This window comes from Exiguobacterium sp. B2(2022), assembly GCF_028823655.1.
Classification (GTDB): Bacteria; Bacillota; Bacilli; order Exiguobacteriales; family Exiguobacteriaceae; genus Exiguobacterium; species Exiguobacterium aestuarii_A.
Window position 1 is genome coordinate 1 of the sequence record NZ_JAPEHX010000102.1, and the last position, 4117, is coordinate 4117.

Here is a 4117-nt window from a genome sequence, read left to right on the forward strand (position 1 = left end):
TCAAATCATACTGATTCCACAACGCCGGACGTGGTCCGATGATTGCCATCTCACCTTTTAAAATATTTATGATTTGCGGCAACTCATCAAGACTCGTCTTGCGCAAGAACTTACCGATTTTTGTGATGTATTGATTCGGATCAGCCAAGAGATGCGTTGGTGTATCTTTTGGCGTGTCTATTCGCATCGTACGAAACTTTAAAATGTTGAAATGAGATTGATGAATTCCCACTCGTTTTTGTTTGAAAAAGACTGGTCCTTTTGATTCGAGTTTAATCATAATCATAATTCCGATAAATAAAGGCGATAAGACGATTAAACCAATTAATGCTAGCATAAAATCAATTTTTCGTTTCTGCTCAATGTATCTCATTGTTCACTCTCCATAAGTTAAACCATTTCTTTATAGTTAGCTGTTTTCTCTTGCTCATATCGGTCGAGACAATCATTAGCCCAGTTCACAAGATATAGACTAAGCGCCTCATCCGTTCTTAATTGATTCATATTTTCTAATTTGCCATCTAAATCTGGCTCTTCTGTAACAATCCCTGTAAAGATTTTCGGATAGACGGCTTCTGGATGAACCTCGCCTTCCTTCAATAATTCCTCATACATCTTCTCTCCAGGACGGATACCACTGAACTGAACCATAATCTGTTCTTCTGTGAAGCCACTCAGTTGAATCATATTACGTGCTAAGTCGACAATCTTCACTGGTTCTCCCATATCAAGGACGAATACTTCTCCACCATTCGCAAGCGTACCCGCTTGAATGACGAGTCGACTCGCCTCTGGGATGGTCATGAAGTAACGTGTCATATCTGGATGCGTCACCGTAACGGGACCGCCTTTAGCAATTTGTGATTTAAATAATGGGATGACCGACCCACGACTTCCTAACACATTTCCGAATCGAACAATCGCATACTTCGTTTCACTTGATTTTGCTAAGTGCTGGACGACCATTTCGGCGATTCGTTTCGTCGAACCCATCACGTTCGTCGGGTTAACGGCTTTATCCGTAGAAATCATCACGAAGCGCGAGGCACCATATTCATCGGCCATCTCCGCCACATTCTTCGTTCCGTAAATATTGTTTTTCACCGCTTCGTGTGGGTTTGCTTCCATCAAAGGGACATGTTTATGTGCTGCCGCGTGGAAAACGAGATGTGGTGTATAAGTGATGAACACTTCTCGTAAACGGTCCGCATCTTGAATATCTGCAATGACTGGGATGAGTTCTGCTTCAATCTTCGCTTCGCGTAGTTCACGTTCAATGAGATAAATACTGTTCTCCCCATGACCAAGCAATAATAAGCGGTCTGGGTTAAACTTTAAAATTTGGCGACAGATTTCGGATCCAATCGATCCACCAGCACCTGTCACCAAAACCGTCTTTCCTTCGACCTCTGCTTGGATACCTGTAATATCTAATTCGACCGGTTCTCGGCCGAGGAGGTCTTCGATGGATACTTCGCGCATTTGATTGACCGAGATTTTCCCAGCTGCGACTTCTTCAATCATCGGAAGCGTATGAACATTCATGCATACTTTCTTCGCACGTTGAATAATCATAACCCGTTCTTGGTAATTCATCGACGGAATGGCAAACACGATTTTGTCGATGCCTTCATTCTCGACGACTTCCTCAAGCTGTTCGAGCGTTCCAATCACTTTCACATCGTTCACCGTTAATGTTTGAAGATGCTTATTGTCATCTAAAAAACCAATCGGATTCATTCGATGATTATCAGAGTGTTTCATCTGACGCACTAACATTCGACCAGCTTGCCCAGCTCCGATAATGAGCGTTCGCTTCTCATCTTTTCTCCGTTTCATCTTCCGTCCACGTAAAATCGACATGTGATCTTGTTTCCATGTCACATAAATTCGTGAACCAAGACGAATGCCACCTAGCATGAGTAATGAGAGACAAAAGCTTAAGAACAGCATTCTCTCCATTGCTTCACCGTATATCGCGAATTGAAGGATATATAATAGAAGTGTGCTTGAGGCAAGTGTCATCGCTAGACGAACTGCTTCCGTCATGCTGGCAAAACGCCAAGCCACTCGATACAAGCGACTGATGCCTGCCATGATGATAAAGATGGCACTATATGAAATTGCTGTTTCGATAAAATGATTGCGATCGATATTTTGAATGAATTCTAATGGATATAAGAAAAAGTAGGAAACGAACATCGCTGATAGAATAGCAATGATATCTAAAATAACGAGTATACCTGTACGTAACGATTTTCGACCTAAATCCGGTATCGACAACGATTATCACTCCTTACGAAATTAAGTATTTGTCTAATTTGGTCAATTATAGAAAAAAGGATGCATTTAACATCCTTACTAAAATATATTCTAAGGTTAACATTTTTAATTCAATGAAAAAACCAAGGTAAGGAAATTAAAACCTATTTTCGTTCGACAAGTGTCGACAAATTAATAATTATAAATTTGCTATCATATAATATAAATTGTAGTTTTTTTTTCGATTTCTTTTTCAACTATAGTTTAGATTGGAAAGGTCACGCGGGATGGATTGGTCTTTAATTATTACGTTCATGTTAGGAGTAAACCTGAGCAATCAATAGTCAATATTACTTGATGGACTTCAGGGTAGCGTTTTTTTGAATATTATAGATAAATTCCAACGGTGTCTCAATGCTTGTAATCAACGCTGTTAAAATGGTTGTTCCTCACTTTTGATGCAACGCTCAATCCAAATGGTTAGGTAGATATTGATTCATACATCAGTAGAACATCAAGCTTTAAGTGACATTCAATATTTTAATGCGCAGCAGTTCTACCCCTGCCCGACCATACATTTGGCGTTTAATCGTCTTCAGTCGATTGACGTTCCCCTCGACCATACTGTTTGACCAGGATCAGATAGTGTCGAGGTTTCCTCATATAGAGATCTCGAAATCGAGTAAAGGGTTTTCCGCTCCGCCTCTCGACACCACCTTAAGATATCTTGTTCAGGCGTCGCTGCCTCGAATAGTTTCATGAATGAGCGGACCAAACCGTTCAATTTTTTCAGGAAAGGATGGAAGCTCAATATCTTTAGGAGAAGTGGCTATGTCGGAAGTGGCACCCTCCCAGAGGACTCTCTGGATGATATTATTTCGTGTGGGACTGCTTTTTCCAACTTAGCGACATATGTTCGAAACATACTAATTCCAAGGGTGCATCCTCTACGCCTCAATGTCCGATGAATCTATTCTATCGTCCTGCCTTGTCGGATTCATCCAGCGATGTCTTGTTTGTAGCTGTCTGCGCTGTGTGTTGATATGACCGATTGATTCTTGGTCGCTTTCTCATCTTTAGATATCTCCGGTAAATCTTCAGGTCAATCTGGTGTCGTCGGGCCAACTTGGAGATTGGCACACCTAGTATGGCATCCCATTGTACAGCCAGAGTGAGGGTCCATTTCCTCCTCTTGGCATCTGTCAGTTCACGTTCGACGTTTAGACCATCCGGTTCGAGAAGGATTTTCCGCTGAATTGGAGGCGCTGTTTCAAAATCTTTTCAATTTTCTTTCCGAAGTTATGGAGCAAATGTCATCGGTCACTCACCTGTTCAATCGTCTCGTCGACCAAACGGATGGTCTCCCGGAACTCGACAGATCCGTTGTCGACTTCCCGAGGGGACGCAAGGCAATATCACACAAATTGATAGAATGAAAGCACACACTTCTCACGATAATACTTCAATTTAGTAAAACGACGTATACTTGACAATCAATAATAAATTGGTTTATTTTCACGTTAAAGTGTATAATATACCAAAAAATATCTTTTTCATACTTTATTAAAGATCAAATCTTTCGAACAAATACATATACTACGATTGTAAAAACGCTACCAACTTTTTAAATTGTATAAGAAATCTACAAATATAAAGAGAATAAACCTGATTACCGGTTAGCCGCTCTTTATACTCAAGTACATTTTATGTCCCATGTATGTAAAAGCTCATTTAAACTTTTGGAGTAATGCCCGAAAGAACCAACGTATTTAAACCCACTCTTTTCTATTCCTTTAATACTTGACAAATTTTCTTCATAGGCGTAAATGATCACACGATTTTGATTATGATTTAT

2 protein-coding genes are annotated in these 4117 nt (G+C 40.3%); both read right to left on the reverse strand.

Translation table 11 applies throughout. The features are described from left to right. Positions 1-373 (reverse strand): sugar transferase (locus ON063_RS14285; RefSeq protein ID WP_274665583.1); only part of this gene is annotated, 373 nt, incomplete at its 3' end. Between the two features lie 17 nt (positions 374-390). Beyond that, positions 391-2202, reverse strand: coding sequence for a polysaccharide biosynthesis protein (locus tag ON063_RS14290; protein ID WP_446719146.1), 1812 nt, complete (start codon positions 2200-2202; stop codon positions 391-393). Between the last annotated feature and the right edge of the window lie 1915 nt (positions 2203-4117).

Coding starts and splice junctions, on each gene's coding strand:
- ON063_RS14290 (WP_446719146.1), bottom strand. CDS start 2,202: ATGTTCGTTTCCTACTTTTTCTTATATCCATTAGAATTCATTCAAAAT.